The sequence below is a fragment of the Polaromonas sp. genome, assembly GCF_029945895.1.
In the GTDB taxonomy this organism is placed as follows: domain Bacteria; phylum Pseudomonadota; class Gammaproteobacteria; order Burkholderiales; family Burkholderiaceae_C; genus Polaromonas.
This window is the reverse complement of record NZ_JAQSDL010000080.1, coordinates 93,923-119,843: the sequence shown is the minus strand read 5'-3', so window position 1 is coordinate 119,843 and position 25,921 is coordinate 93,923. Positions and strand designations below refer to the sequence as shown.

At 63.8% G+C, this 25,921-nt stretch carries 25 protein-coding genes; 11 read left to right on the top strand and 14 right to left on the bottom strand.

What is annotated here, in order from left to right; all coding sequences use genetic code 11:
* Positions 1-275 precede the first annotated feature (275 nt).
* From PSV33_RS10095 to PSV33_RS10070, 6 genes are all read left to right on the top strand, one after another.
* On the top strand, positions 276-821 hold the full coding sequence (locus tag PSV33_RS10095) for a DUF4402 domain-containing protein (protein ID WP_300561166.1): 546 nt from the start codon (positions 276-278) through the stop codon (positions 819-821).
* Between the two features lie 151 nt (positions 822-972).
* Positions 973-1,431 (top strand): DUF4402 domain-containing protein, encoded by a 459-nt coding sequence (locus PSV33_RS10090; RefSeq protein ID WP_300561164.1) that lies wholly within the window; start codon positions 973-975, stop codon positions 1,429-1,431.
* A gap of 35 nt (positions 1,432-1,466) precedes the next feature.
* The gene (locus PSV33_RS10085) at positions 1,467-2,384 is read left to right on the top strand and encodes a molecular chaperone (RefSeq protein WP_300561162.1); all 918 of its coding nucleotides are present in this window, start codon (positions 1,467-1,469) and stop codon (positions 2,382-2,384) included.
* A 90-nt stretch (positions 2,385-2,474) separates the two neighbouring features.
* Positions 2,475-5,630, top strand: a complete 3,156-nt coding sequence (locus PSV33_RS10080; protein WP_300561159.1) for a carboxypeptidase-like regulatory domain-containing protein — start codon at positions 2,475-2,477, stop codon at positions 5,628-5,630.
* Positions 5,620-6,201, top strand: coding sequence for a hypothetical protein (locus PSV33_RS10075; RefSeq protein WP_300561157.1), 582 nt, complete (start codon positions 5,620-5,622; stop codon positions 6,199-6,201). Before PSV33_RS10080 ends, PSV33_RS10075 begins: the two co-directional genes overlap by 11 nt.
* 237 nt (positions 6,202-6,438) lie before the next feature.
* Positions 6,439-7,122 carry a hypothetical protein gene (locus PSV33_RS10070; RefSeq protein ID WP_300561156.1) on the top strand — a complete coding sequence of 228 codons (684 nt, stop codon included), beginning with the start codon at positions 6,439-6,441 and terminating at the stop codon, positions 7,120-7,122.
* An 87-nt stretch (positions 7,123-7,209) separates the two neighbouring features.
* On the opposite strand, the gene PSV33_RS10065 is transcribed toward PSV33_RS10070, so the two are convergent.
* The 5 genes from PSV33_RS10065 to PSV33_RS10045 all read right to left on the bottom strand — a co-directional run bounded on the left by PSV33_RS10065 (position 7,210) and on the right by PSV33_RS10045 (position 12,916).
* On the bottom strand, positions 7,210-8,469 hold the full coding sequence (locus PSV33_RS10065) for an acyl-CoA dehydrogenase family protein (RefSeq protein WP_300561154.1): 1,260 nt from the start codon (positions 8,467-8,469) through the stop codon (positions 7,210-7,212).
* A gap of 28 nt (positions 8,470-8,497) precedes the next feature.
* Complete coding sequence (locus PSV33_RS10060) at positions 8,498-9,604, bottom strand: phosphotransferase (protein WP_300561153.1); 1,107 nt, start codon at positions 9,602-9,604, stop codon at positions 8,498-8,500.
* A 4-nt stretch (positions 9,605-9,608) separates the two neighbouring features.
* The gene (locus PSV33_RS10055; RefSeq protein WP_300520633.1) at positions 9,609-10,334 is read right to left on the bottom strand and encodes a Crp/Fnr family transcriptional regulator; all 726 of its coding nucleotides are present in this window, start codon (positions 10,332-10,334) and stop codon (positions 9,609-9,611) included.
* 131 nt (positions 10,335-10,465) lie between these two features.
* Positions 10,466-11,245, bottom strand: coding sequence for an oxepin-CoA hydrolase, alternative type (locus PSV33_RS10050; RefSeq protein WP_300561150.1), 780 nt, complete (start codon positions 11,243-11,245; stop codon positions 10,466-10,468).
* Between the two features lie 150 nt (positions 11,246-11,395).
* Complete coding sequence (locus PSV33_RS10045; RefSeq protein WP_300561148.1) at positions 11,396-12,916, bottom strand: 3-hydroxyacyl-CoA dehydrogenase; 1,521 nt, start codon at positions 12,914-12,916, stop codon at positions 11,396-11,398.
* Positions 12,917-13,187: 271 nt separating this feature from the next.
* Here PSV33_RS10045 and PSV33_RS10040 point away from each other — a divergent pair, with 271 nt between their 5' ends.
* Positions 13,188-14,951 carry a hypothetical protein gene (locus tag PSV33_RS10040; protein WP_300561147.1) on the top strand — a complete coding sequence of 588 codons (1,764 nt, stop codon included), beginning with the start codon at positions 13,188-13,190 and terminating at the stop codon, positions 14,949-14,951.
* A 6-nt stretch (positions 14,952-14,957) separates the two neighbouring features.
* Positions 14,958-17,156: a hypothetical protein gene (locus PSV33_RS10035; RefSeq protein ID WP_300561146.1), complete on the top strand. Its 2,199-nt coding sequence runs from the start codon at positions 14,958-14,960 to the stop codon at positions 17,154-17,156.
* Positions 17,157-17,190: 34 nt separating this feature from the next.
* Here PSV33_RS10035 and PSV33_RS10030 read toward each other — a convergent pair whose 3' ends face one another.
* From PSV33_RS10030 to lexA, 3 genes are all read right to left on the bottom strand, one after another.
* Positions 17,191-18,198 (bottom strand): D-2-hydroxyacid dehydrogenase family protein, encoded by a 1,008-nt coding sequence (locus tag PSV33_RS10030; protein WP_300561143.1) that lies wholly within the window; start codon positions 18,196-18,198, stop codon positions 17,191-17,193.
* Between the two features lie 188 nt (positions 18,199-18,386).
* Positions 18,387-18,785, bottom strand: a complete 399-nt coding sequence (locus tag PSV33_RS10025) for a hypothetical protein (protein WP_300561141.1) — start codon at positions 18,783-18,785, stop codon at positions 18,387-18,389.
* Positions 18,786-18,935: 150 nt separating this feature from the next.
* Complete coding sequence (gene lexA / locus PSV33_RS10020) at positions 18,936-19,628, bottom strand: transcriptional repressor LexA (protein ID WP_176491238.1); 693 nt, start codon at positions 19,626-19,628, stop codon at positions 18,936-18,938.
* 128 nt (positions 19,629-19,756) lie between these two features.
* Between lexA and PSV33_RS10015 the strand changes: the two genes are divergently transcribed.
* Genes PSV33_RS10015 through PSV33_RS10005 form a run of 3 tightly spaced genes read left to right on the top strand, consistent with a single transcriptional unit; the run spans position 19,757 to position 21,646 of the window.
* On the top strand, positions 19,757-20,716 hold the full coding sequence (locus PSV33_RS10015; RefSeq protein ID WP_300561136.1) for an asparaginase: 960 nt from the start codon (positions 19,757-19,759) through the stop codon (positions 20,714-20,716).
* A gap of 4 nt (positions 20,717-20,720) precedes the next feature.
* Positions 20,721-21,140, top strand: a complete 420-nt coding sequence (locus tag PSV33_RS10010) for a hypothetical protein (protein WP_300561133.1) — start codon at positions 20,721-20,723, stop codon at positions 21,138-21,140.
* 26 nt (positions 21,141-21,166) lie between these two features.
* The gene (locus PSV33_RS10005; protein WP_300561131.1) at positions 21,167-21,646 is read left to right on the top strand and encodes a DUF6152 family protein; all 480 of its coding nucleotides are present in this window, start codon (positions 21,167-21,169) and stop codon (positions 21,644-21,646) included.
* Between the two features lie 78 nt (positions 21,647-21,724).
* Here PSV33_RS10005 and adk read toward each other — a convergent pair whose 3' ends face one another.
* The 6 genes from adk to PSV33_RS09975 all read right to left on the bottom strand — a co-directional run bounded on the left by adk (position 21,725) and on the right by PSV33_RS09975 (position 25,614).
* Entirely contained in the window at positions 21,725-22,381 is a 657-nt protein-coding gene (gene adk, locus PSV33_RS10000; RefSeq protein WP_300561128.1) for an adenylate kinase, read from the bottom strand.
* A 109-nt stretch (positions 22,382-22,490) separates the two neighbouring features.
* On the bottom strand, positions 22,491-23,258 hold the full coding sequence (kdsB, locus tag PSV33_RS09995; RefSeq protein ID WP_300561125.1) for a 3-deoxy-manno-octulosonate cytidylyltransferase: 768 nt from the start codon (positions 23,256-23,258) through the stop codon (positions 22,491-22,493).
* 45 nt (positions 23,259-23,303) lie between these two features.
* Positions 23,304-23,486, bottom strand: a complete 183-nt coding sequence (locus PSV33_RS09990) for a Trm112 family protein (protein ID WP_300561123.1) — start codon at positions 23,484-23,486, stop codon at positions 23,304-23,306.
* Positions 23,467-24,507 carry a tetraacyldisaccharide 4'-kinase gene (gene lpxK / locus PSV33_RS09985; RefSeq protein ID WP_300561122.1) on the bottom strand — a complete coding sequence of 347 codons (1,041 nt, stop codon included), beginning with the start codon at positions 24,505-24,507 and terminating at the stop codon, positions 23,467-23,469. The genes PSV33_RS09990 and lpxK overlap by 20 nt, the downstream gene beginning before the upstream one ends.
* Before the next feature lie 2 nt (positions 24,508-24,509).
* Complete coding sequence (locus tag PSV33_RS09980; protein WP_300561119.1) at positions 24,510-24,938, bottom strand: biopolymer transporter ExbD; 429 nt, start codon at positions 24,936-24,938, stop codon at positions 24,510-24,512.
* A gap of 37 nt (positions 24,939-24,975) precedes the next feature.
* Complete coding sequence (locus PSV33_RS09975) at positions 24,976-25,614, bottom strand: MotA/TolQ/ExbB proton channel family protein (RefSeq protein ID WP_300561117.1); 639 nt, start codon at positions 25,612-25,614, stop codon at positions 24,976-24,978.
* Positions 25,615-25,921 lie beyond the last annotated feature (307 nt).

The following is a 25,921-nucleotide window of genomic DNA, read 5'->3' as shown; positions in this document are numbered from 1 at the left end:
AAAGTCATAGAACGGGCAGACCGGGTAGATGGAAATTTGGCCTTTTAGCATAAAAATTATTGAGCTGTAAAAAGATCACCAAATTCATGAAAATTTTCCCGACAAATGTCACATATTGATAAATAAAATTGCAAAAAAGATACAAAAAAAGTCTGCCAAAAGGACGAGATAGAGGGTCCGCCGGCCTGGCGTGCAGCTTTCCCACCTCCGCGACAAGGCGCAGGCCTGGTCAGACGGAGGCATGTTGAAGTTGATTCATTAACGAAGGAGTGATCATGAAATCGGAGAATTTTTCGACATTCAAGCGCCGCGCCCTGCACACCGCACTGGTCTCAGCCCTGGTTCTGGGCATGGCGGGGCACGGCATCAACTCGCAGGCGGCGACAGCCTCCAACGATGCCACTGCGACCGTGGTGGCGCCGATAGCCATCGCGGCTGGTTCGACCTTGCGTTTTGGATCGTTTTCGACCAGCGCGGCCAGCCAGACGGTGAGCATCAACGCGACGAGCGGCGCGCGCACCAACAGCGGCACCTTGCTTGTCACCTCAACGGTTGGCCGGGCCACGTTCAACGTGACCGGGGAAGGGACGCTGACCTATGCGATTAGCCTGCCATCCAATGGCACGGTGAGCATCACCACGGGTGGGGCGACGGGACCCGAAACGATGGCGGTCAGCAATTTCACCAGCGACCCGTCCGGCACCGGTGCATTGACTGCCGGTGCGCAGACGCTGGGTGTGGGGGCCACCATCACGACCGTGGCCAGCCAGGTGGCCGGCGCATACACCGGAAGCTTCAACGTTTCGGTGGACTACAACTAAACAGTCCCTGATTGCGGCAGGACGGGCCGCCTGGCGAACGTCCTGGCCGAAAGAAAGGGATCTGGCCGGCGAGCCGGCATGGTTTCCGGGGACCCGGGTCCCCCCACACCTGGCCTCGGGTCTCCAACGGGGTTGTCGGGAAATGCCTGCGATGAAAACGCTCAACCTCCTGTTCGCGCTGGCCTGCGCGGCCACCGCCGCATCCACGGGTTGGGCGCAGGCGCTGGTGGCCAACCAGCCTCTGGCCTTTGGCAGCTTCGCTCCCGGCGCCAGCAGTGGAACGGTGACCGTCAGCGCTGCCGGCGCGCGCAATTCAGGGGGAGCGGTGTTTCTGGTGCCTTCGGGTTCCGGTTCCGTTGCGTCGTACACCGTGAGCGGCACCAGCAGTGCCACCTATGCGATTACCTTGCCATCGAACGGTGTGGTGGTGTTGACGAGTGGCCCGAACTCCATGGCGGTCAACAACTTCACGAGCAGTCCGGTGGGAGCCGGCCTGATAGGTGGCGGTGGAACGCAGACATTGACCATTGGCGCCACGCTCAGCGTCGGAAGCAACCAGGCCACCGGCGGTTACAGCGGCAGTTTCAACGTCACGGCTGAGTACAACTGACAAGCCACGCTTCATGAAATACGAGGTACCTCCGCATGACACGCTTCTTTTTTGATTTCCGTCCAGCCACAGCAGGTGACGCGCGGGTGTTGGCGATCCTGCAGGCCCACTGCAATCTGCGACGTGTAGGGTGGCTTGCGGGGGCGTGTTTCATTTTGCTGGCGACGCCTCCTGCGCTGGCAGACCTGATGCTGTTCCCCACGCGGGTCGTGTTTGAGAAAAACCAGCGTGCGGCCCAGCTTGAGCTGATCAACAACGGACAGGAGAGCACCACGTACCGCGTCCACCTGGTGAACCGGCGCATGAACGAAACCGGTGAATTCACCGCGGCCGAACCTCCCTTGCCCGGGGAGCAGTTTGCAGATGCCCTGCTGCGTTATTCGCCGCGGCAGGTGGTTCTGGCCCCGGGCCGCGGCCAGACCATCCGCATCCTGTTGCGCAAGCCGGCAGACCTGCCGGTGGGCGAATACCGCTCGCACTTGCAGTTTGATCTGGTGCCTGAGGCCACCGGCGCCAGCAGCATCGACGCCCAGGCGACCAAGCCGGGCCCGGGTGAAGTCGGTGTCCAGCTGAGGGCGCTGGTCGGCGTGTCGATTCCCGTGATCGTGCGGCATGGTGAAACCTCGGCCACCGTCACGCTGGCCGGGCTGGAACTGCCCAGGCCCGCAGCCGGCCAGCCTGCCGTGCTCGCCGTGGTGCTGGAGCGCGCCGGCAACCGATCTGTCTACGGCGACCTGGTGGCGACATTCACGCCGCAGGGCGGTGTGCCGCAGGAGGTCGGAAGAGCGGGCGGCGTGGCGGTGTACACGCCCAATGCCATGCGCCGCGCCAGGCTGGAGCTGCAGCCGCCCGCGGGCGTGGTGCTGGCACGGGGCACCCTTCGCCTGAGCTACCGGGAGCGCGCCGAAGCCGGCGGCAAGTTGCTGGCTGAAACCTCCATCGAATTGCCCTGAGCGGAGACTGCGGTTGCGCCCCCCCATGACGCAGCAGGTTTCAGCATGAGGGGCCCCGCTTTTTTTTTCAGCCTCGTCAGCGGGGTTTCGATGCGCCGTTACAGGATCCGGGTGCTGCTCCCGGCGGCACTGGTGCTGGTGCCGGGCCTGGCGCTCGCCAGTGTGTCGATCAGCTCGGCTTCTCTGGAAAGGACCGAAGCCCGGACCCGTATCGTGCTGGAGTCCCGCACGGAGCTGCGCTTTAGCCTGTACATCCTGCGCCAGGCCAGGCGCGTGGTGCTGGAGCTTGAAGAGGTGGAACTCAATGCGGCGCTGACGGCGCTGGCCGGCCAGATCGCTGCCGATCACCCCTACCTGCAACCCATGCAGGTCAGGCCCTCGCCCTCAGGCACCGGGGCGGTGCTTATCGAGTTCGGACTCAAGGCAGAAGCCGAACCCAACATTTTTTCGATCAAGCCCGAAGGGGGCAGGGGCTACAAACTGGTCCTGGACATCACTCCCTCTGCTGCTGCACCACCAGCACCGGCGCTGCCCCCGGCAGGGGCCCCGCTCCGACAGCAGCCAAGGCTGGAAGCAGCAACGGCGCCACCGGCTCCGGCCACGGCTGCCGGGCCCGTGCGCCGCGCCGATGAGTTGAACCTGGTGTTGCTGGAGGTGCGGCTCGATGAAGATGTCCTGACCGATGCCATCACGACCTACCAGGCGGGCCGCGAGACCTTTCTGCCGCTGGGCGAACTGGCCAGGCTGCTGACGCTGGCCATCCGCACGCAGGCCGAACAGGGTACGGCCGACGGTTACGTTCTGAGCGAGGCACGGGGTTTCAACCTGGATGCGGGGCAGGGCAGGATCACCCTGGCCGATCAGACCCAGCTGTTTGACCGGACGCTGGTCCGTCTGCAGGGCGACGATATCTATGTCGCGGCTTCGCTGCTGTCGCGCTGGCTGCCGATCGATTTCGAGGTGGACTTGAGCAGCCTGACGCTTCGGGTCAAGCCCAGGGAGCGCCTTCCCTTGCAGGAGCGCCTGGAGCGTGAGCGCCGGGCAGGCAGGCTGGGCGCCCGCACCGGTGACGAAGACCCGGGCTACCCACGGGTGGACATGCCTTACCGCCTGCTGGGTGTGCCTTTCATCGACCAGACTTTCGGCATGGGACTGCGAACCGGCAATGGCAGCCGGCAAACCAGCGCCAGCTACACCGCCTACCTGACCGGCGACCTGCTGGGAATGGAATCGGCCTTTTTTGTCAGTAGCACCCGACAGGACCCGTCGCCGGACGTGCGCTTCACGCTGGCACGCCACGACCCCGATGCAGGCCTGCTCGGCCCTTTGCGCGCCCGGTCGGTGATGTTCGGCAGCGGTGTCTCCTCCCCCAGCGTGACCAACATTGCCGGCCGCAGCGCAACCGGCAAGGGTTATGGGCTGACGCTCAGCAATCGTCCCATCACCCAGCCGACCAGTTTTGACCGCCATACGCTGCAGGGCGACCTGCCGCCCGGCTGGGATGTTGAGCTGTATTTCAATGAGGCGCTGGTCGGTTTTCAGAGCTCGCGTACGGACGGCCGCTACAGCTTTGACGACCAGCCGCTGGCCTATGGGACCAATGAATTTCGCCTGGTGTTTCACGGACCACTCGGCCAGCAACGCGTGGAGCGACAGAGCTTTTTGCTGGAGCAGTCGAGCACACCGCCCGGCGCGTTTTATTACAGCCTCGCCCAGCACCAGGACAATGCAGGCCAGTCCCGCTCAGTGGCCCAGTTCGAGTGGGGTCTGAACAAGTACCTGACCGGAACCGGCGGCTTGGTCCGTTTGCCGTCGTCGCTGACCACCGGCAGCACCACCGCGGCGGCCACTGGCGTCGCCGGGAGCGACGGACAGCTGTACAGCAACCTGGGGCTGCGTGGCTTCTGGAAATCCTTCATTCTCAGCAGCGACCTTTTCCGCTCGCCCAACGGCGGCTGGCTCAATGAGTCAGGCCTGAAGACCCGCGTCGGACCTGTCGCATTGAGTTACAGCCACCTGCGGCTCAAGGACTTCTACAGCGAGGTGTTTTTGCCCACTGCCGATCCTTTGCGCACGCGCGACAAGTTGCGGCTGGACGGCGCCATTGCGGCGGGCTTGTTGCCGCGCTTGCCGGTGACCGTGGAAATCCAGCGCGAGCAGTTTCAATCCGGCCTGAGCAACATGGCCCTGACCGGCCGTGTGGCCGCGTATGTCAAAGGCACCTCGGTGGCCAATCAGCTGACCTGGCTGAAATCGGGCAGCACCACCACGGCCACCGGTGCCCTGCAACTGAGTTACCGGGTTGGGGTCACCGGTCTGAGTGGCCAACTGGGCTACAGCCTCAAACCCCAGGCAAAACTCGATACCGTGGTGCTTTCGGGTGACAGGCGACTGGGCGAAGGCTACCTGCTCAACCTGGGTCTGGTTCGTTCCATCAGTACCCGGGAAACCCTGTACACGGCAGGACTGAACAAAAGCCTGGGCAGTTACGGGCTGGGTCTGAGCACCAGCTATTCCAGCACGGGGGTGCTGACCGTGGGCGTGCAGCTCTTTATTGCCATGGGCCGGGAACCGCGGCAGGGGCAGTGGCGTTTTGACGCGTTGCCCAAGGCTGACAGCGGCGCAGCATCGGCGCTTGTTTTTGTGGACGCCAACGGCAATGGCACCATGGACGCCGGCGAAGAACCGGTTGAAAACGCTGCCATCACTGTCAACGGAAGCCGGGCACCGGTGCGGACGGATGCCGCGGGGATTGCCTGGCTGGACCGCTTGCCGACGCGGCAACATGTGGACCTGGCTGTCGACACGCAGACACTGGAGGACCCGTACTGGGCGCCGCAGCGCAAAGGGGTGCGTGTGGTGCCACGTCCCGGGCATGTGGCGGAAATCGATTTCCCGATCATTTTGACCAGCGAAATTGATGGCACCGTTTACCTGGTCGAGGGCAACACACGTCGCGGCATCGGCGATGTGGTGATCGAATTGCTTGACACCAACCGGCGCGTCGTCACTACAATCAAAACCAGTTCGGACGGGTACTACATTGTTCCGGCCATCCCCCAGGGCCGCTACCATGTGCAGGTCTCCATGGAGCAACTGGGGAGGTTCGGTCTGGTCGATCCAGGTGTGCGCGAGATCAACATCCTGCCTGACGGAAAATTCATCAACGGCGTGGATTTCCTGCTGCGCAAGAGGTCCGCCGGCGCGCTGTCTGGTCTTCCCCGCGAGGAGCATCATGAAAAATAGTGAACGGCGACCAAACATTCCTCAACCAGCCATTGCCTGCGCGCTCCTGATCGGCGGCTTGGGTCTGATGACCGGCAGCAGCCAGGCGGTGACGGCCGTGGGCATCGCCAGCGCCACAGTGGTGGGGTCGGTAGCGGTCATCATGACCGGTCCCACGCCGGCGCCGGCGCCCGCACCCGCACCCGTGTCGACGCCTTTGCCAGCGCCTGCACCAGCGGCTGTGGTGGTCGAAGCGCCTCCGGCCTTGTCGGGGACCGTCTTCACCGTCGAGAGTTTCACAGGCAGCCTGTCCACCAGCGGCCCTTTGCTGCGTATCGGTGGGGCGCCTCCCGCCGGCGCCAGCGGGAGTGGCGTCCAGGGGGGCGGGGCGGCGGAAGCAGGGCTCGGGACGCAGGGCGCCACGACTGCCCAGGGCAGCGTGGGCGCGGGGGGCGCGCCGGCGAGCGCCAGCACCGCGACCGTCAATGTGACGCGCAAGGCCGATGGTTCCGTGGCCGTCAGCGGTGGCTCAGGGTTGACCTTTGCCGTGTCGCAGCCGGTCAATGGATCGGTCAACATCGAGTACAACTGACCCGGCGGCCACTTCGCTTGCCCGCGGCGATGCTGGCCGGAATCGCTTGCCGGCCGCGCCCGAGGCGAAAGCCGCACGCACACAGCAAGTCATGGGCCTGATGGCCTTTGGGTGAAGGCTAGTCTTTGACCTGGAACATGACCGCAAACTTTGGAACTATGATGGCAAAAAGGCTGTCTGCGTCCCTTGCTCGCAGATGGACCACTTCTCAAGCACCTCAAGAGAAAAGCCGGAATCATGTTTGAGCGACTCAAAAAGGTCTTTGTGCGAAGCGAGGCTCAGCCGCCGGTGGCGGCAAGGCCCGATGCGGTGTCGGAGTGGGCTGGCACGCACGGCTTCAGTTACGCCAGCCAGGACAAGGGCGCCGGGTTTGTGTTGACCGGCAAGGTGAAAGGCAAGGGCTGGAAGCTGGAGAGCGGGGCGGCATCGCGCGACTACATCGCCGGTGAGGAACTCCGCGCCCGCGCGGCGCTGGACATCAACGAAGATGTAGCGGTGCTCATCATGAACCGCCCACTCAAGGAGTCGCTGGAAAAACGTGCTTATGCGATTTACACCGACACCTTGCAGACCACGGCCGATCCCAGCCTGCCCGAGGAAATGCGCTGGCTGGCGATGTACGAGGAGTTCGGCTGGAGCAGCCTGGTGCCTGAGTTCTGGGAACGTTACACGGTGCTGGCCGACCGGCGCGAAAATGCCCTGGCCTGGCTGGACAGCAACCTCGCCGAACTGCTGCTGCACTGGCCCGAGCCGGGTCCGGATATGCAAACCCCTTTCATCCTCATGCTGCTGCGCGGCAAGGCCTACCTTCGCATGCAGTACAGCCCGCCCAGCATCGCCACACTCCAGCATGCCGCCATCGTGTACACCAGCGCCTGTGAGTCGGCGCTGTCCGGCCTGTCGACGGACATTCCCCTCTGATTCAAGCCGAAAAAGGCTTGAGCCCAATGGATACGGGCGCAGCCAGCTATCGTTTATATAGCTGATCGACGCCCGTTTTTTCTTCTGTCAGCTGCCGCGGGTGATGGGCATCTCGACGTCGCCCGGCATGGCCAGGTGTTTGGCCAGTTCCAGTTTGGCCAGCGAGGCGCGGTGGACTTCATCGGGGCCGTCGGCCAGTCGCAGGGTGCGCTGATGTGCGTAGGCATAGGCCAGGGGGAAGTCGTCAGACACGCCACCGCCGCCATGAGCCTGAATAGCCCAGTCAATGATCTGGCACGCCATGTTGGGTGCCACCACCTTGATCATGGCAATCTCGGCCTTGGCGACCTTGTTGCCGACCGTGTCCATCATGTAGGCCGCTTTCAGCGTCAGCAACCTGGCCTGATCGATCATGCAGCGGGCGTCGGCAATGCGTTCGTGCCAGACCGACTGGCGTGCGACCGGCTTGCCAAAGGCGATACGGCTGTTCAGGCGTTTGCACATCAGCTCAAGTGCGCGTTCGGCAATGCCGATGCTTCGCATGCAGTGGTGGATGCGTCCGGGGCCAAGGCGGCCTTGCGCAATTTCAAAGCCACGTCCTTCGCCGAGCAGCAGGTTGCCCACCGGCACGCGGACGTTGGTCAGCCGCACTTCCATGTGGCCGTGCGGTGCGTCGTCGTAGCCGAACACGCTGAGCGGGCGGATCACTTTGATACCCGGCGTGTTGGCCGGCACCAGGATCATGGACTGCTGCTCATGGCGGCCAGCGTCGGGGTTGGTCTTGCCCATCACGATGTAAATGGCGCAGCGTGGGTCGCCGGCGCCCGACGACCACCATTTCAGGCCGTTGATCACATAGTCGTCACCGTCGCGCACGATGCTGCACTGGATGTTGGTGGCGTCGGACGAAGCCACTTCGGGCTCTGTCATCAGGAAGGCTGAGCGGATTTCGCCCTTGAGCAGAGGTTCCAGCCAGCGGTCCTTGTTGGCTTCCGAGCCGTAACGCGCAATCGTTTCCATGTTGCCGGTGTCGGGTGCCGAGCAGTTGAAAATTTCAGGCGCAAAAGGAACGCGTCCCATAATTTCGCAAAGTGGCGCGTATTCGAGGTTGGACAGGCCTTCCGGCGCGCGCGGCGAATGCGGCAGGAACAGATTCCACAAACCGGCTGCGCGTGCTTTGGGCTTGAGTTCCTCGATGATGGTTGTCGGAATCCACGGATTGCCCTTGGCGCGGTTCTCGGCAATTTCACGGAAAAACCGCGCCTCATTCGGGTAAACATGCTGGTCCATGAAGGCCAGCAGGCGGGCCTGCATCTCTTGTACCTTCGGGGTGAAGTTGAATTCCATGTAGCTATCTCCTGGGTAAAGGTTTCTTTTAGCCGGGCTTGTGGCTCGACTGGCTTTTCTGCGCAAAATCCCATGCCATGCGGGCCAGGGCTGGCGCGCCTTTGGCAGAGGCGACGGCCTGGGCGCTGGCTGCTGTACCGGCTTCCACGCGTTTGGCGATGCCCTGCAAAATGGCGGCAAGCCTGAACAGGTTGTAGGCGAGGTAAAAATTCCAGTCGGTCTTGATCTGCTCGGGGCTGGCAAACCCGGTGCGTTCGCAGTACAGGCGGATGTACTCAGCTTCCGTTGGAATGCCCAGGCTGGCCACGTCCAGGCCGCCAATGCCGCGGAAAGCACCGGGCGGAATGTGCCAGGCCATGCAGTGGTAACTGAAGTCGGCCAGCGGATGGCCCAGGGTGGACAGCTCCCAGTCCAGCACGGCCAGCACACGTGGCTCGGTCGGGTGGAACATGAGGTTGTCGAGCCGGAAGTCGCCGTGCACGATGGACACCATGGCCGCGTCGCGTGCGCTGGCCGGAATGTTCTCGGGCAGCCACTTCATGAGGGCGTCCATCTCGGGAATGGGCTCGGTGATGGAGGCGGTGTACTGCTTGCTCCAGCGGCCGATCTGGCGTTCGAAATAGTTGCCAGGCTTGCCGTAATCGGCCAGCCCGCGCTCGGCGAACTTCACCTTGTGCAGCGCGGCAATGACGCGGTTCATCTCTCGGTAGATGTCGCCGCGCTGGGCATTCGTCATGCCCGGCAAGGCCTGGTCCCACAGGACGCGGCCCTCGACAAACTCCATCACGTAGAAGGCGCGGCCTATCACCGCCTCGTCTTCGCACAGGCAATACATTTTGGCGACAGGCACGTCCGTGCCCTGCAGCCCGCTCATGACCTTGAACTCCCGCTCGACCGCATGCGCCGAAGGCAGCAGTTTCGCGACCGGTCCCGGTTTGGCGCGCATCACGTACGAACGCTTCGGCGTGATCAGCTTGTAAGTCGGATTCGACTGTCCGCCCTTGAATATTTCGGCACTGAGCGGTCCCTGGAAACCCGGCAGGTGCTTCTCGAGGTAGGCACTGAGCGCGTCCATGTCGAAAGCGTGCTGGCCCGAAACCGCGCGGGTGCCCAGGAAATGGTCAAAGTTGCTCATTGCTTCATTTTTCCAGGTCGGCTTCAGAAATGCGCATCAGCGCTTCGCGGTTGCGCACCACCAGACCGCCCGGTTCGATGCGGATCGCATCTTCGCGCTCCATGGCCTTGAGTTCCTGGTTCACACGCTGGCGCGAGGCGCCCAGCAGCTGCGCCAGTTCTTCCTGGGCCAGTTGCAGGCCGATGCGCACTTCGCGCCCGTCGCTCAGGCTGCTGACGCCATAACTGCGTACCAGGTGCAGCAGCTGCTTGGCAAGCCGCGCGCGCAGGGGCAGGGTGTTGAGGTCTTCCACCAGGCCGTAAAGCTGGCGGATGCGGCGCGCATGCAGGCGCAGCATGGCTTCGTACAGCTCCACATGGGCGGCCAGGATTTTCCTGAAGTCGGCCTTGGCCACACACAGGATGGTGGTTTCGCCATGCGCATAGGCGTCGTGTGTGCGCCGGTCGCCGTCGAAGATCGCCACATCGCCAAACCAGATGCCGGGCTCCACATACGTCAGTGTGATCTGCTTGCCCGAAATGGATGTGGAACTCACCCGCACGGCACCTTTCGCGCAGGCAATCCATTGTTCCGGCGGGTCGCCGCGGGCACAGATCAACTGGCCATCCTTGAAACGTTGGACGAATGCGCATCGAAGTATGTCGTGCCTGAGTGAGGGAGATAGGGAAGAAAACCAGCGACCACCGTTGATGGCCTCTCTTTCGTCTATCGTAAGAATGGGATCGTCCATAGCCTGTCTTTTGGGTGACTCACAAGAGAGCTATTGTCGCGCCAGCGACGGTGCCACAGACCTCCATCTGTCGCCTCGGTGTCCCGGTGCGCGCCGACGGCACAGGCGCGGCATGCGGACCCGCGGCCCGCTCAATCGTAGGCCGGCGGTCGCTTTTCCAGAAAAGCCGCGATGCCTTCCCCGCCATTGGGGTGGTGCAGGTTGCGCACAAAATGCTCGCGTTCGGCGTCCAACTGCTCGCTCAGGGTGTTGAGCTGGGCGTCGTTGATGAGTTCCTTGATGCTGGCCAGTACATTCGGCGCGCGCGTATTGAGCGTGTCGGCCAGCTTCAGTGCCTCGTTGAGCGCATCACCGGCGGCAACGCTGCGGTTGACCAGGCCCAGGGCGTGAAGCCGCGGTGCGCCTATTCGCTCGCCGCACATCAGAAGCTCCGCGACGAGCGTGCGCGGCAGGGCGCGGCCCAGCGCCCAGCTGCCGCCGCCGTCAGGTGACAACCCGACGTTGCTGTAAGCCATGACAAACACTGCGTTGTCTGCCGCAACCACGAAGTCGCAGGCCAGTGCGAGTGAAAAACCGGCACCGGCAGCTGCGCCCTCGACCGCGGCGATCACCGGTTTCGGGAAGGTGCGAATCGAGTCGATCCAGCTGTGCAGGCCGTTGATGCTCTGGACCTGCACCTCCGGCGGCTGTTGTCGGTTGCCCTGCAGTCGATGCAGGTTGCCGCCAGCGCAGAAGTTTGCGCCCTCGCCGGTGATCACCACGCTGCGGATGTCGGGATTGTTCTCGGCCGCGTTGAGCGCTTCCACGCCCGCGGCATAGATTTCCGGGCTCAGCGCATTTTTGAATTCCGGGTTGCTCAGGGTCAGCACCAGGGTGGCGCCGTCGCTGGTGCTTTTAAGTGCGCCTGCCATGTCAGTCTTTCGGGTGTGTTGAAGAGGTATCGACTTATTTAGCCAAGAGCTTATGCCAGCAGGGGCCGCGGGTCCGGCTCTGCCGGCCCGCAGGCGCCGCCCCTGGATGGGGGAAGGCGCTACACGAAGTGAGCGTCCGACGGAGGGGCGTCATGGTTCCTGGTGCATGAGGCTCAAGCCGATCGCACCGCGGCGACGCAGCCACGGCGAAGGGCGATAACGCGGATCGCCGTACACGGTCTGCATGTTGAACAGCACTTCGAGGACGTTGGTCGGGCCGTAACGGTCGCCCATGGCGAGTGGACCCATCGGATAGCCCAGTCCCAACGTGACGGCGGTTTCCAGGTCTTTGGGGCTGCAGATGCCCTGCTGGCAGATGTCGCTGGCGATGTTGACGATGGCGGCCACCACCCGTTGTGTGACAAAACCCCCGCTGTCGCGAATCACGCTGACGGCCTTGCCGTCGCGCGCAAACAGCGCGTGCGCGGCGTCACGCATGTCGCTGCGGGTTGCAGGGTTGGTCGCCAGTACGCGGCGCTTGCAGGCTGCGTCGTCGATCAACATGTCGATGCCCACCGTTCGCGCCGGGTCGAGTCGCTCGACCACAGCCACGGTGGTGATGTCAAAGCCCAGGGGCGCGACCAGCACGAGTGCATTCATCGAAGGTGATGCACCGGTTTCTATGTTGGCGCCAAGATTCTTGAGCAATTGCAGCAGTTCCGACCTGCGCGCCGACCGGGGTGACACCCAGACCGGCGGCATCTCGGCTACCAAAGGCACCGGCGGCTCTGCAGGGGTTTGCACAACGCCGTCTGTGTACTGGTAGAAGCCTTCGCCGGTCTTGCGGCCCAGCAGGCCACCGGCCAGACGCTGTGCGGTAATCACGCTGGGGCGGTAGCGCGGTTCCTCGTAGTACTGGTGGTACACCGACTCCATCACAGGGTGGGAGACATCCAGTGCCGTCAGGTCCATCAGTTCAAAAGGCCCGAGTTTGAAGCCGGCCTGGTCCTTGAGGATGCGGTCAATGGTGGCGAAATCGGCAATGCCCTCACTGACAATGCGCAGAGCCTCGGTGCCATAGGCCCGACCCGCGTGGTTGACGATGAAGCCCGGCGTATCCAGGGCTTGCACCGGTGTGTGGCCCATCTGCCGGGCGTAGTCCGCCAGCGCGCTGCAGGTTGTGGCGTCCGTCTTGAGTCCGGCAATCACCTCGACCACCTTCATCAGGGGAACAGGGTTGAAAAAATGATAGCCAGCGAATCGCCCTGGGTGCTTGAGTCCGGCGGCAATCGCCGTGATGGACAGCGAGGACGTGTTGCTGACAAGGATGGTTTGCCCGGAAACAACACTTTCCAGTGACAAAAACAGTGACTTCTTCACATCCAGACGTTCTACAACCGCTTCTATCACAAGGTCGCAATCGGCCAGATCGTCCAGGGTTTCCGCCCGCAGCAGGCGGGCTTTGTAGGCGCTGGCCAGTGCGCCGTCGAGGCGGCCCTTGTCCACCAGCTTGTCCCACTGCGCTGCCAGCGCGTCGCGTGCCTTGTCGGCCGCGCCCGGCTGGGTGTCGAACAGCTTGACCGTGCTGCCCGCCTGAGCCGCGATTTGTGCAATGCCCCGGCCCATGGCGCCTGTGCCAACCAAGCCTACAGTTTGATATAGAGGTTTCATGGAAAAGTATTATCCAGCAGCTCGGGCCGCATCCGGCGTCCGGCTCGAGGGGCGCGTGCGCGCCTTGCGCCGTTTGCGTGCTCCTGTAGCGCGGGTTAGACTTGCGCGTCGGGTTCATCCGCGACGGTTCAGGGGTGCGGGTTGCAGGGGCCAGGCGGCTCGGCTCAGCGCCTGAAGGGCATGGGGCGTTGTCTCTTTTTCGTCCCACTGACCTCTGTCTGCGCCTCCCGTATGTGCCGGACATGCCAGAATCAGCCAAGTGAATACCTTTATGCACCCACTCAAGCACCATGCCCTTCTGACCGGGGGCTTGTGGCTGTGTCTGTCGGCGGGTGCTTTGGCGGTCACACTCGGGCCCAGCACCCGCTCGGCCGTGCTGGGTCAGCCACTCGATCTTTCCATGCAACTCATGCTTGACGCCGGTGAAGACCCGCAGGCACTGTGTCTTGAAGCCGATGTTTTCTATGTGGACAAGCCGCTCGACAAGGCCAGTGTCCGGATAAGCCCTGAAAAGGCTCCCGGCGCGCAGGACTGGCTGGTCCATGTCCGCTCCGCGATACCCGTCGAAGGACCCGTGGTCACCGTGCATCTGCGTGCCGGTTGCGCACAAAAGACCATGCGTCGTTATGTGGTGCTGGCGGCGGCCAAACCGCGCGCGATGGGCGCCAGTGTGCAAACCGCGCTGGCGGCGGCAGATTCGCAGCCACTGCCTGCAGGTCCGACCCCGGCACTGTCAGCGTTGGCCGGCACGACAGAGACCAACAAAGTCCAGACGCTGGAAGCCGAAGTTCGCCAATTGCGCGCCGACATGATGCGCAACGAGGCAGCGCTGGCCGAAAGCCGGCACCAGCTCGAGCAGGCCGAGAGCGCGCGATTTGGCAAGGTGGTTGTGTATGGCCTGGCGGCACTTTTTTCCATCGCAGTCATGGGCCTGCTTTTCCTGCTGTACCTGCGCTCCACCGCTCGGGCGGAGCGCACCGGTCCGTCCCCGGAACACAGCAATTTCAGCCCGGAATCCGGCTTCTCGACAGGCGTGACCCTGGCCGCTGCAAGCCGGTCCGCCAAGCTCGAGGTCAATGAATCCCTGTTCGACGGGCTCAAGCGCGCATCCCGCTCTCCGGAGAGCGAGTCGATCCCGTCGCTGCCGCAACGCGACCGGCCCCGCTTTTCGGTCAGCGTGCCTTTCGTGCCCCGTACCGTCAAGGTTCCGGAACTGTTCGATCTTCAGCAGCAGGTGGAATTTTTCAGTTCCCTGGGGCAGCAGGCCAAGGCCATTGTGCTGCTTCGCAAGCACTTGGTTGACAACGTCAAAACCAGTGCGCTGGTTTATCTGGACCTGCTCGATCTCTACCACCAGGTGGGCAACAGGCAGGACTACGAAGACTTGCGTGACGATGTCAACAAGGTCTTCAACACCCGGGTCCTGCCTTTTGACCGTTACGCAGCCACCAGTGCGGAGGGCGCCGCCTATGCTGCCACTTTGTTGCGGATTCAGGCCGCCTGGCCGACACGGCAGGTCTTCAAGATCATTGAAGAGGCCCTGTTCAGGGAGCCGGGGGAGGGCGCCGAGGTGCTGGCCCTGGAGGAGTACCGCGAACTGCTGCTGTATGCCGTGGGCCGCGAAATCATCGACCTCGAATCGGGCACGGCAAGCGGTCGCGGCGACACCCAATGGCCCGATCTTGCAATGCAGCCGAGGTCCTCACCGCGCCTGGGTCTGGACATCGATCTGACCCAACTGGCTGGTGGTAGCGACAGCAAGCCTGCAGGCAGTCGGGCAGCGGCCACGACCTCAGGGGCGGGGCGCGGCTCCCGAACGGAAAGTGCGCGTACCGATTCCGCCTCCAGCCTTGCGGAACTGCTGCATGCGGCACGGCGCAGGGACAGCCAGCGTACCGGTGCTGCAGCCCTGTCCTCACCGTTGTCCATTGCGCCCAACTCCGTGAGGCCGACAGGGCTGGATTCGCTGGTGGACTTTGACGACTACGACACGGGCTACCGGCCCGACGACTTCGACAAATCCAGCAGATCCTGAAGAGCGTTGCTGCTGGCCAGCCAACCCGGTCTCCAGGGCTGGCACAGGGCCGGAGTTTGCTTCGACGTCACAATCCATTCCTGGCACCGTCCAACGGACCGCCTGCTGTCTTGCGTTGTGTCAAAATGTAAGCATGCGTACTTTTTTATTCACCCCTTGAGACCTTCCCGGTTCCTGCTGGCGGTGATGCTTGGATGCTGGGCGGCGAGCGGGATGGCCGTTTCGCTGGGTCGCAGTCAGGGAGCCGTCCTTGTGGGGCGGGCCCTGGACATCTCCATCCAGGCGGTACTCGACGGCCCCGAGAGTTCCGCCACCCCCTGTCTGGCCGCCGAGGTGTTTTACGCAGATAACCGGGTGGAAAGTTCCCGGGTCCGTATTTCCCTGGAAAAGACCCCCGGCCGGGAAGCCGTGATCCGCGTGCGAACCTCCGCTGTGGTGGACGAGCCAGTGGTGACGGTGCTTGTACGTGCTGGCTGCGGCTCACCGATGGAAAAGCGTTATGTCCTGCTGGCTGACCTGGCCCCCGAGCAGGCGAGCGCCGTTGTTGGGAGCCCGCCGGTGTTGTCCCCCGAGCGTGACGCGCTGCCTCGCTTTCCTGTGGGTGCCTCGCCGGTGCCTGCTGCGGTGAAGCCAGGTCCGACGACCAGCCGTCTCGGGCAGCAAGTCAGGCGCAATGCAGACCCCGCAGCACCGCTTCCGGCCCGGTCAGCGATCCGGGTGCCTGGAAAACCGGCGGCGCGACTCACACTTGAGCCGCTGGATCTCTTGCTGGAATTGCCCCCGCAACTCAAGGCTTCCCGGGAACTGCTGAGCTTTCCAACGGCCAGCGTCGAGCAACGCGCCATGGCAGCAGCCATGTGGAAAGCCCTGACCGCGGAACCTGGCGACGTTCTCCGGGATGCTGAAAAGATGAATGCGATGGCGTCGGACCTGCTGCGCCTGAGCGTCGAGACCCGGGTCAACCGGGAGGCACTGGTCACTCTCCAGGCTCAAATGCAACAGCAGGACGTCACGAGGGCCTGGGTCTATGCAGGCATTGCCGTGCTGAGCCTGGCTCTCCTTACCGCGGCCTATGTGTCGCGGCGGCGCCGCGCCGCGTTGCGGATGGACGACCCCGATGGACCCTGGTGGCGCAGTAAAAAGCCCGGCGAGAGCAAATGGTTTGCCCGGGACACCGGCGCTTATGCCAATGATCGTGCGGACAGCATTCCGGTGGACAGTGATCTGCTGTACCTGGCACCGCAGGACAGGCAGGAGGGCGCGCAACGCCAAGGCGATGCGCCTTTGCCGCCAGCGCGAAGGGCCACTGCCGGCCCCCTGCCTCCCGTGTCCCGCCGCGACAGGATGGATTTCGCGCTGAGCATGCCCCACACGCCTCGTGCCGTCAAAGCCGAAGAACTCTTCGATGTCCAGCACCAGGCTGAATTTTTCATCTCCATCGGAAAGCCCGAACAGGCCGTGGCAGTGCTGCGCAGTCATGTTTCCGATGAGGTTCAAACCAGCGCGCTGGTTTATCTGGATCTGTTCAGCCTCTACCACCAGCTCAAGCGCCCCGAGGATTTCGAAGCCTTGCGCGTGGAATTCAACCGGCTGTTCAATGCCGACTTGCCGGCGTTCGAGTCGTACACGGGCACCGGTCCGGGTCTGGAGGCCTACCAGGCGGCCTTGTCCCGCATCGTCGCGTTATGGCCGACGCCCAAGGTCCTGGAAGTGATCGAAGAATCGGTGTTCCGCAAGCCGGGGTCTCGTGCGGAAGCCTTTGGCCTGGAAGCCTATCGCGAACTGCTTTTTCTCTACGGTATCGCCAAGGAGATCGTTCATTCCCAGCCTGCTGCGGGGGAGAGCCTGATGGATTTTGATCTTCCTTCCTTGCCGGACGCCGACCCGACCGGCCTGGTACAAGGGCGCGGACCGGGGGAGCTTGCCGGTCGTACGGCGATCCAGCCACTTTCGGCGGCGTCTGGCGGCGAGCGCGAGGCGGCTTTCCCGTCCTTGCGTGCCGACACCGCCCTGGACATTGATCTGGGCACACTGGAGACAGACAGGCCCCACTTGACGGCAGGACTCCCTGCCGGCCTTGCCCCCGCACCGAAAACGGCTGTTCCGGCGGCCCTGACGGATGAATTTGGCGATTTCAACCTGATCGACTTCGAGGTGTCGGGGTCCTCAGGCCCGCCTGCTGCGGTCAGGCCGGCAAAAATGTAGGGCCTGGCGGGGGGGGGGCTGGACGAACGTCGAATCAGCGGCGCACCTGCAGCGCTCCGGGGTTCACGATATTGGTGGGCGTGCCCTTGATGAAGTTGACCACGTTGTCAAAGGCAGAGCTGAAATACATTTCGTAGCTTTCCTGCTCCACATAGCCGATATGCGGCGTGCAGATGCAGTTCTCCAGGCGCAGCAAGGCATGGCCCTGCAGGATGGGTTCGGACTCGAACACATCGACGGCAGCCAGTCCCGGCCGCCCGCGGTTCAGGCCTGCGATCAGCGCTTCGGGTTCGATCAGCTCGGCGCGTGAAGTGTTGACCAGCACCGACGAGGTTTTCATCTGCGCCAGGTCTTCCAGTGTCACCGCGCCGCGTGTGTCGTCCTGCAACCGCAGGTGCAGACTGAGCACATCACTGTCCCGAAAAAACTCACCTTTGGAAAGGGCCACCTCGTAACCGTCGGCCTGGGCGCGTGCCCGCGAAGCCTGGCTGCCCCAGACCAGGACGCGCATGCCGAAAGCGCGGCCATAACCGGCCACAATCTGGCCGATCTTGCCGTAGCTCCAGATGCCCAGGGTCTTGCCCTTGAGCACCGAACCAATGCCGAAATTGGGCGGCATCGAGGCATTTTTCAGGCCGGCCTGCTGCCACGCGCCATGTTTGAGGTGCGAGACATAGTGCGGAATCCGGCGCATCGCGGCCATGATCAGGGCCCAGGTGAGTTCCGCCGGCGCGGTCGGGGAGCCGATGCCCTCGGCGACGACAATGCCGCGTTCGGTGCAGGCACCAACATCGACATGGTTGCCGACCCGGCCGGTCTGGGCAATCATCTTGAGCTTGGGGAGTTTCTCAATCAGCTGACGCGGCAAATGCGTCCGCTCGCGGATCAGCACGATCACATCGGCATCCTTGAGTCGTACCGAGAGCTGGCCTATGCCCTTGACGGTGTTGGTGTAGACCTTGGCTTGGTAAGCGTCGAGTTTTGCAGCACAGGCGAGTTTGCGCACCGCATCCTGGTAGTCGTCAAGGATCACAATATTCATGCCGATATTGTGCCTGCAAGTTTCCCCCTCCGAGACGCTGCGCACACAGGAACGGGAAGCCGTCCGAAAGCAAAGCATCGTCCCTGGGGCTTGCTGGCCGCCGCGCAGCAGCACGTGCTGCAAGGGTTGTTGCCTGCCTGTTCAGGCCGGAACCGAGGCGGGCAGGCCCCCCGACGGGTCGTGTTCTTTCAGACCGCCTGGACCGCGGCCTCTCGTTGGGCCATGCGATCGAGCTCGGCGCAGACATCGGCCATACGCCCCGAAATGACCATGCGCCCGGCGCAAGAGGGGCTCACGCCTGCTTCGAATTCGCGGACGATTTTCAGTCGACGCGGCGACGTGGCCTTGACCACGGTTTGACACGGCTTGTGGCCTGTCATCGACGCCGGGCGGGCACCGGTGGCCGTGGTTTTGAGGGCCGCCGGCAACTCACCTGTCGCCGGGCGGCGTGGCACCGCGACAAATGCGGGCAAGCGGGGCGATGGCCGGAGCGGCCGCAGCAAGACGGCAAGCGCCTGCAGCGGCGAGCGCAGCAAGGACAGAAGAGGTGAGAGAGCGGGTGAACGTGAAAGAACGGCGATTCCCATGAGAACTCCAGAAGTAGAGGTAAACACAGGCAGGATTGAAAACTGAACAACCGCCGTACCAGGGTGTTGGTCCACGTGACCAAACGCCCGCCACCTGTTACGCGGAAAAAATGGAGGGCAGTCCCTGCATGGGCACTGCCTGGACCTCGGCTACATCAGCATGGTGTTGCGTATCAGGCCGACAGCCAGCCCCTCGATTTCAAAGGCATCGCCAGGCTCGACCACAATGGTTTTGAAGTCGGGGTTTTCGGGCAGCAACTCGATCAGGTTCTTGTTGCGGCGAAAGCGCTTGACGGTCACGTCATCCCCCAGACGGGCCACCACGATCTGCCCGTTTTTGGCCTCCTTGGTCTGCTGCACGGCCAGCAGGTCGCCGTCCATGATGCCCGCATCGCGCATGCTCATGCCGCGCACCTTGAGCAGGTAGTCGGGCTGGCGCTGGAACAGACTGCTTTCGAAATAGTAGGTGTGGTCCACATGCTCCTGCGCGAGAATGGGGCTGCCAGCAGCAACCCGCCCCACCAGAGGCAGGGCGAGTTGGGCCAGGCTTTGCAACGGCAGGGAAAACTGTTTGATGCGGGATTCGTTGATGGATCGCAAGGTGTCGCTGCGCAGGCGGATGCCGCGCGAGGTGCCGCTGACCAGCTCGATCACGCCTTTGCGGGCGAGCGCCTGCAGGTGTTCTTCGGCGGCGTTGGCGGACTTGAACCCGAGTTCATTGGCAATTTCGGCCCGGGTGGGTGGGGCGCCGGTGCGGGCGATCGCGCTTTGAATCAGTTCAAGTATTTGCTGCTGGCGCGCAGTCAGTTTGGGCATTTCAGAAAAATCGTTGAAGCTGCTCATCACGGGGCTCCTTGTCAAACAGGGGGGTTCCATCGTCCAGAATGGGGTGAGAAACCCGGGCAAGCTGTTTTAATATCCAGTAGCTGTATTTTCATCCAGTTTTTTAAAGAATGCAAGTCTCAACGCTTATGAACAGAAAAATCGTGATTCTGGGGACCGGCGGCACGATTGCCGGCACCGCAGCCAGTTCCTCGGACCATACCGGCTACACCGCCGCGCAGGTGGGCATTGCCCAACTGGTCGATGCCGTGCCGGCGCTGGCCGAGGGCCCTTGTGATCTGGTGACCGAGCAGGTGGCGCAAATCGACAGCAAGGACATGAGTTTCGCCGTCTGGGCCCGGCTTGCCGCACGGGTCAGCCACTTTCTGGCCCAGTCCGATGTGCAGGGCATCGTCGTGACCCACGGCACCGACACGCTGGAGGAAACCGCCTGGTTGCTGCATGCCCTGCTCCATCCCGCCAAGCCGGTGGTGCTGACCTGTGCGATGCGACCGGCCACGGCGCTGGCGCCCGACGGCCCGCAGAACCTGCTGGACGCGGTGGCCGTCGCCGCACATCCCGGCGCACGCGGCGTGCTGGCGGTGTGCGCAGGCGTCATTCACGGCGCGCCAGACGTGCAGAAGGTGCACACCTACCGGCTCGATGCCTTCAGTTCCGGCGATGCCGGGCCGGTCGGTTATGTTGAGGAAGGGCGCTTGCGTTTGGTGAGAAACTGGCCCGAAGCCCCCGTCCATCAAGCGCCAGCAGCTATCAAAAAAGTAGTGACGCAGCAGGACGGCTCCGGCTGGCCGCGTGTCGAGATCGTGATGAATTACGCGGGCGCCGGTGCCGGCGTGGTGCAGGCGCTCGTGGCCACTGGCGTGCAGGGTCTGGTGGTGGCGGCGACCGGCAATGGCACGCTGCACCAAGACCTTGAGGCGGCGTTGCTGCAGGCGCAGGCGGCCGGTGTGCGCGTGGTGCGCGCCACCCGTTGCCTGGAGGGCAGGGTGCTGCCCAGGGCCGGCGACGTGCTGGCCGATTCGCGGGGCCTGAGTCCGGTGAAGGCGCGGGTGGCGCTGATGCTTCAATTGATGGCCAACGGCAGTTGAAGCGATGTTTTCAGCATTGAAATCCCACGTGTGGGCCTACCCGGCGCTGGAGATGGTGCATATCAGCGGCATTGCGCTGCTGCTCGGCAACCTGGTGCTGCTGGAATTGCGCGTGTTTGGCCTGGGGGCGGCCTTGCCCGTCCGGGAGCTGGCGCGCCTGAGCCTGGGCCTTGCGCTCAGTGGCTTTGTCATCGCTGCTGCGTCCGGCCTGTTGATGTTTGCCTCCCAGCCGGCCGAGTTGCTGGCGAATCGGGCGTTTACCCTGAAGATGCTGCTGTTATTCAGCGCGGCGTGTAATGCAGCCTGGTTCCACGGGCGCGGCTCGCTCGACAAACTCGATGTCTGGGCGCGCGTGCAGATGGGGGTGTCCACCCTGATCTGGCTGGCCGTGCTGGCATGTGGCCGCTGGATCGCCTACCGTTAGGCAACCATTCTTCAAGGAGTTGACCAATGAAACGACGTGACGTGATCGGAGCCGCATGTGCCTTATCGAGCGCGGGCCTGGTGCCTTTGGCGTGGGCGCACCACGGCTGGAGCGGCTTTGACCAGGACCGGCCGATTTACCTTGAGGGCAGGGTGCTCAAGTCCCTCTGGCAGAACCCGCATGTGGCGCTTGAAATTGAACTGCCGGCTGCACTGAAACTGCCGGGTGACCTGGCCCAGCGCGCGCTGCCGGCGCAGAGCGCCCCGGTCGATGGCAAGGCCTTGCTGGCCAGGGCCCTTGTGCCCACGCGCAAGGACAGGCGCTGGGAGATCGAGCTGGCGCCCCTGACGCGACTGCAGGCCTGGAAAGTCGCTGAAATCAAACCCGGTGCGATGGTCTCGGTACTGGGCTTCACCTTTGCCGGTGAGAAGGGGAATGCGGTGTTACGCGCCGAGTACCTGTTTGTCGACGGCAAGGCGTATGGTCTGAGGTCCAGTCCGGCCTGAGTGACGGTGAATGGCGCCGAGTGACGCCCAGCAAAAAGGCCGTCTGCAGACGGCCTTTTTAGGATGCGGCGAGAGCGCTCAGGCCGCCAGTGCTTCAAAGGCCCTGGCTGTGATGTCATCGACACCGCCCATACCGCTGATCGCGCGGTATTTGGGCGCGGCTTCCGGCGCCGCCTTGGCCCAGCTGGAGTAGTAATCCACCAACGGACGGGTTTGTGCGCTGTAGACCTCGAGGCGCTTGCGCACGGTTTCTTCCTTGTCGTCTTCGCGCTGGATCAGCGGCTCGCCGGTCACGTCGTCCTTGCCTTCGATCTTGGGCGGGTTGAACTTGACATGGTAGGTGCGGCCCGAGGCCGGGTGCGAGCGGCGGCCACTCATGCGTTCGATGATGGCCTCAAACGGCACGTCGATTTCCAGCACATAGTCCAGCTTCACGCCGGCGGATTTCATCGCGTCGGCCTGGGGAATGGTGCGCGGGAAACCGTCGAACAGGAAACCCTGGGCGCAGTCCGGCTGGGCGATACGCTCTTTGACCAGGTTGATGATGAGGTCGTCGCTGACCAGCGCGCCAGCGTCCATAATCTTTTTGGCTTCGATGCCCAGGGGTGTGCCGGCCTTGACCGCGGCACGCAGCATGTCGCCAGTGGAAATCTGGGGGATGCCGTATTTCTGGCAGATGAAGGTCGCCTGTGTTCCCTTGCCAGCGCCTGGCGCGCCCAACAAAATCAGTCTCATGGATGTCCTTGGATTTTTATGAATTCGGCAGCGGACGGGTGGCCGGATGCCGGCCCCGGCCTCACATTATTTTGACTCGGAGGATAGCATGCGTCCCCCTGCGCGCAGCTTACACAAACAGCCGTCGCACGCGCTCCAGGTCCTCGGGGGTGTCGACGCCGGGCCCGGGCGCCTGCGCGGTGACGTGCACCGCAATGCGGTGGCCGTGCCAGAGCGCGCGCAGCTGCTCGAGTTGCTCGAGCCGCTCCAGCGGCGCCTGCGGCAAGCCGGGGAACTGCCGCAGGAAGCTGACGCGGTAGCCGTAGATGCCCACGTGACGCAACGGGAGCGGCAGATCCTGCGCCGCAGGACCGGTCTGCCACCAGGCCAGGCCGGAAAAATCCCGCGCGGCCGGGATGGCCGCGCGGCTGAAATACAGCGCCGTGTCGCGCGCATCCAGCACCACCTTGACGACATTCGGGTTCAGCAGTTCCTCGAGGCTGGCAATGGCGTGCGCGGCCGTGCTCATGGCGCAGTCGCTGCGGCTGTCCAGCAACTTCGCGACGGCGTCGATCAGCGCAGGATCAATCAGCGGCTCGTCGCCCTGCACATTCACCACACATTCCGCGTCAGCCAGGCCGAGCAGGTCGCAGGCTTCGGCCAGCCGGTCGCTGCCGCTCGGATGGTCGGGACGGGTCAGCACGGCGGTCACGCCAAAGGCAGCGCAGGCTTCCACGATCCGGCCGCTGTCGGCCGCCACCACCACGCGGGCTGCGCCGCTCCGGATGGCGCGCTGCGCCACCCGGACCACCATGGGGACGCCCGCGATGTCGGCCAGCGGTTTATCGGGCAGGCGGGTGGACGCGAGGCGGGCCGGGATGAGAACGGTAAAACTCATGCGCGGCAGGTCACAGGCCGGGTTTCTCGTCAAAAACATCCAGGATCACAGGCCGACTTCCTCGTCTGTGAGGGTGCGCGCCTCGCTCTCGAGCATCACCGGCAGGCCGTCGCGGATCGGGTAGGCCAGACGTGCGCTGCGCGAGATCAGCTCCTGTTTTTCACGGTCGTAGTCGAGCGGGCCCTTGGTCACGGGGCAGACCAGCAGTTCAAGCAGTTTGGTGTCCATGGGAGGATGGTAATGGAGAAAGCAGGGGGGCCAGCAGGGCGTCGAGCGCCGTGAAGAAGGCCGCCTCGGGGGAAAACACCAGCGGCACGGCGAGCACATCGGCTTGTCGGGAAAACAGCTTGACCGCGTCTTTTTCGGTGCAAATCAGGGTGTAGCCCTTGTCCTGCGGGCGCGGGTAGCTATCAAAACTGTAGTGATCGGGCAGTGCCCGGGTTTCCGCCAGCACCAGGCCACGGGCGCGCAGCATCGCAAAAAAGGCCTCGGGTTTGGCGATGCCGGCCAGTGCCAGCAGCGGCTGGCCGGCCAGGCTCTCGAGCGCCACGTGGCTGCCGTCGGCGCGCAGAGCCTGGTCGGCCAGCTGCCGGCTTGACCGGAAGCCGTCGAAGGCCGGCAGCGCCGCGGTGTGCAGCACCAGGTCAATGCCGCGTCCGCCGGCGCGCACGCCGCGTTCCAGGCGGTCCGGCCAGGGCTCGCGCAGGGGGCCGGCCGGCAGCAGCCAGCCGTTGCCAACGCCGCGCTCGTCGAACACGGCTATCTCGATGTCACGCTGCAGTGCGTAATGCTGCAGGCCGTCGTCGCAGACGATCACCTGTGTCTGGCCGTGTGCAGCAAGCAGCGCACGCGCGGCTTCGGGGCGCCGCGCCGCTACAAAAACAGGAGCGCCTGTCGCTCGCCGGATCAGGGCCGGCTCATCGCCAGAGGCTTCGATGGGGGTGCCCGGCAACACCTCCAGGCACTGCGCACTGGTGCGCCCGTAGCCGCGCGAGACCACGCCGACCTGCAGGCCGCGGGCCTGCAGGTGCCGCACCAGCGCAATCACCGCCGGCGTCTTGCCCGCCCCGCCTGCCACCACGTTGCCCACCACCACCACCGGCACCGGGAGGCGTTCAGACTGAAAATAGCCGACCCGGAAAGCCAGCCGGCGCAATTCGCCCAGCAGGCCGTAGAGCCGGGACAGCGGCCACAGCAGGCAGGCCAGCAGGCCGCGCCGCAGCCAGGCCTGCTGCAGCCGGGTCGCCACGGTCAGCGGGCGCCGGCCTGCGCCGCGCTCTGGGTGGCAAAGGTGATTTGCGTCAAGCCGCTGCGCCGGGCCGCTTCCATCACGGTGATGACCGACTGGTGGGTGGCGCTGGCATCGGCGCTGATGATGATCACGCTGTCCTTGCCGGCCTTGGCCGCCGCGCTGATGGCGGCGCTCAGCGCCTCGATGCTGCGGCCGGACACCGGCACCTTGCTGACCATGTAGCGGCCGTCGCTGCTGACGGCGACGATCACCTCCTTGGGGTAGTCGCGCTGCTGGTCGGCGTCGGCCACCGGCAGCTTGATCTGCAGTTCGGTGAACTTGCTGTAGGTGGTCGACAGCATCAGGAAGATCAGCACGACCAGCAACACGTCGATGAACGGTATCAGGTTGATCTCGGGTTCATCGCGCGATGAGCGGCGAAAGTTCATGCGGCTCTCCCAAGGGTCCGTGCAGCGCGCTTGCGGCTCATTTCCGGAGGGTGTTCAGATGGCGGACAAAACGCTCGGAGGCAATTTCCATGGTCAACAGGTAACCGTCAACGCGGGCCCGGAAATAGCGCCAGAAAATCAGCGACGGGATCGCCACAATGAGGCCGAAAGCGGTGTTGTACAGCGCAATCGAAATGCCTTGTGCCAGTTGTGCGGGGTTGCCGCCGGCGGCATTGGCCACGCCACCACTGCCGGCCTGCGAGCCGAAAATCTCGATCATGCCGATCACGGTGCCGAGCAGACCCAGCAGCGGCGCGGCCGAGGCGATGGTGGCCAGAGCTGCCAGATAACGCTCCAGCGTGTGGGCGGCGCGCCGGCCCGCGCCTTCGAGGGTGGAGCGCAGATCGTCCTCGCTGATGCGCGGGTTGGTGTTGAGCGCACGAAAACCGCTGGCCAGCACCTCCCCGAGCAGGGAGTTCTGCTCAAGATGCGAGACCACGTCGGGGGCGGGCACGGAGCTGCGCGACACGGTGATGGCCTCATCCAGCAAGCGGGGCGGGGCAATTTTTCCGGTTTTGAGGCTGACAAAACGCTCGATGACCAGGGCCAGCGCCAGGATGGAGCAGGCAACCAGGGGCCAGATGGGCCAGCCTGCGGCTTGTATGATCGAAAACAAGTAAACGTCTCCCGGCAAATAGTTGCTGTGGATTATGGCCCAGCCCGGCGCGCGAACCGCACGCGGCCTCGTGGGCCGGCCCTGTTGTCGCAAGCTGCCCACTTGTAGGACCTAACTCACAGATCTTGTGGATAACTTTGTTAGCAAGTGGCCGCCAGGGGCCCGCGAGGCCGCGCCAAATGGGCGATGTGACAGAACGATGAAAAAATAAGCAGAATATAGTTCTTATAAATCAATGAGTTACACGAATTCTTCTAGTCATCCCCGGCAAACCGCGGGTTTGACCCTGCTTTCATGCGGCACTGTG

What these genes read in the sequence shown, in the direction of transcription:
- PSV33_RS10005 (WP_300561131.1), top strand. Translation starts at nt 21,167, where the DNA reads ATGAAACGACGTGACGTGATCGGAGCCGCATGTGCCTTATCGAGCGCG.
- PSV33_RS10070 (WP_300561156.1), top strand. Translation starts at nt 6,439, where the DNA reads ATGTTTGAGCGACTCAAAAAGGTCTTTGTGCGAAGCGAGGCTCAGCCG.
- PSV33_RS09980 (WP_300561119.1), bottom strand. Translation starts at nt 24,938, where the DNA reads ATGAACTTTCGCCGCTCATCGCGCGATGAACCCGAGATCAACCTGATA.
- adk (WP_300561128.1), bottom strand. Translation starts at nt 22,381, where the DNA reads ATGAGACTGATTTTGTTGGGCGCGCCAGGCGCTGGCAAGGGAACACAG.
- PSV33_RS10030 (WP_300561143.1), bottom strand. Translation starts at nt 18,198, where the DNA reads ATGAATATTGTGATCCTTGACGACTACCAGGATGCGGTGCGCAAACTC.
- PSV33_RS10025 (WP_300561141.1), bottom strand. Translation starts at nt 18,785, where the DNA reads ATGGGAATCGCCGTTCTTTCACGTTCACCCGCTCTCTCACCTCTTCTG.
- PSV33_RS10040 (WP_300561147.1), top strand. Translation starts at nt 13,188, where the DNA reads ATGCACCCACTCAAGCACCATGCCCTTCTGACCGGGGGCTTGTGGCTG.
- PSV33_RS10085 (WP_300561162.1), top strand. Translation starts at nt 1,467, where the DNA reads ATGACACGCTTCTTTTTTGATTTCCGTCCAGCCACAGCAGGTGACGCG.
- PSV33_RS10010 (WP_300561133.1), top strand. Translation starts at nt 20,721, where the DNA reads ATGTTTTCAGCATTGAAATCCCACGTGTGGGCCTACCCGGCGCTGGAG.
- kdsB (WP_300561125.1), bottom strand. Translation starts at nt 23,258, where the DNA reads ATGAGTTTTACCGTTCTCATCCCGGCCCGCCTCGCGTCCACCCGCCTG.
- PSV33_RS10060 (WP_300561153.1), bottom strand. Translation starts at nt 9,604, where the DNA reads ATGAGCAACTTTGACCATTTCCTGGGCACCCGCGCGGTTTCGGGCCAG.
- PSV33_RS10075 (WP_300561157.1), top strand. Translation starts at nt 5,620, where the DNA reads ATGAAAAATAGTGAACGGCGACCAAACATTCCTCAACCAGCCATTGCC.
- PSV33_RS10045 (WP_300561148.1), bottom strand. Translation starts at nt 12,916, where the DNA reads ATGAAACCTCTATATCAAACTGTAGGCTTGGTTGGCACAGGCGCCATG.
- PSV33_RS10065 (WP_300561154.1), bottom strand. Translation starts at nt 8,469, where the DNA reads ATGGAATTCAACTTCACCCCGAAGGTACAAGAGATGCAGGCCCGCCTG.
- PSV33_RS10055 (WP_300520633.1), bottom strand. Translation starts at nt 10,334, where the DNA reads ATGGACGATCCCATTCTTACGATAGACGAAAGAGAGGCCATCAACGGT.
- PSV33_RS09990 (WP_300561123.1), bottom strand. Translation starts at nt 23,486, where the DNA reads ATGGACACCAAACTGCTTGAACTGCTGGTCTGCCCCGTGACCAAGGGC.
- PSV33_RS10090 (WP_300561164.1), top strand. Translation starts at nt 973, where the DNA reads ATGAAAACGCTCAACCTCCTGTTCGCGCTGGCCTGCGCGGCCACCGCC.
- PSV33_RS10095 (WP_300561166.1), top strand. Translation starts at nt 276, where the DNA reads ATGAAATCGGAGAATTTTTCGACATTCAAGCGCCGCGCCCTGCACACC.
- PSV33_RS10050 (WP_300561150.1), bottom strand. Translation starts at nt 11,245, where the DNA reads ATGGCAGGCGCACTTAAAAGCACCAGCGACGGCGCCACCCTGGTGCTG.
- PSV33_RS10015 (WP_300561136.1), top strand. Translation starts at nt 19,757, where the DNA reads ATGAACAGAAAAATCGTGATTCTGGGGACCGGCGGCACGATTGCCGGC.
- PSV33_RS10080 (WP_300561159.1), top strand. Translation starts at nt 2,475, where the DNA reads ATGCGCCGTTACAGGATCCGGGTGCTGCTCCCGGCGGCACTGGTGCTG.
- lexA (WP_176491238.1), bottom strand. Translation starts at nt 19,628, where the DNA reads ATGAGCAGCTTCAACGATTTTTCTGAAATGCCCAAACTGACTGCGCGC.